1 protein-coding gene is annotated in these 251 nt (G+C 62.2%); it reads left to right on the forward strand.

Features of this window, described 5'->3' with window-relative positions; translation table 11 throughout:
* Nucleotides 1-251, forward strand: a 251-nt coding sequence (locus Q4528_RS15020; RefSeq protein ID WP_368506734.1) for an ATP-binding cassette domain-containing protein, incomplete at both ends; no start/stop codon positions are given.

Genomic DNA, 251 nt, shown 5'->3' on the forward strand with positions numbered 1-251 from the left:
GTATCAAACTGCCGCATGGCACCCTGAGTGCGGTCCGCGACACGACAATCACGCTGCAAAAGGGCCGGTCTCTGGGCATCGTTGGCGAAAGCGGATCGGGCAAGTCGATGACGGCGCTGTCGCTGATGCGGCTGTTGCCCCGCAGCGGGGATTTTACCGCCGACGCCATCGAATTTGACGGCACCAATCTGCTGGCGCTGGATGACCGCCGCTTTGCCGAAACGATATCCGGCCCCGGGATCGGTATGATC

This window comes from Staphylococcus pasteuri (assembly GCF_030547725.1).
Taxonomy (GTDB): domain Bacteria; phylum Bacillota; class Bacilli; order Staphylococcales; family Staphylococcaceae; genus Staphylococcus; species Staphylococcus pasteuri.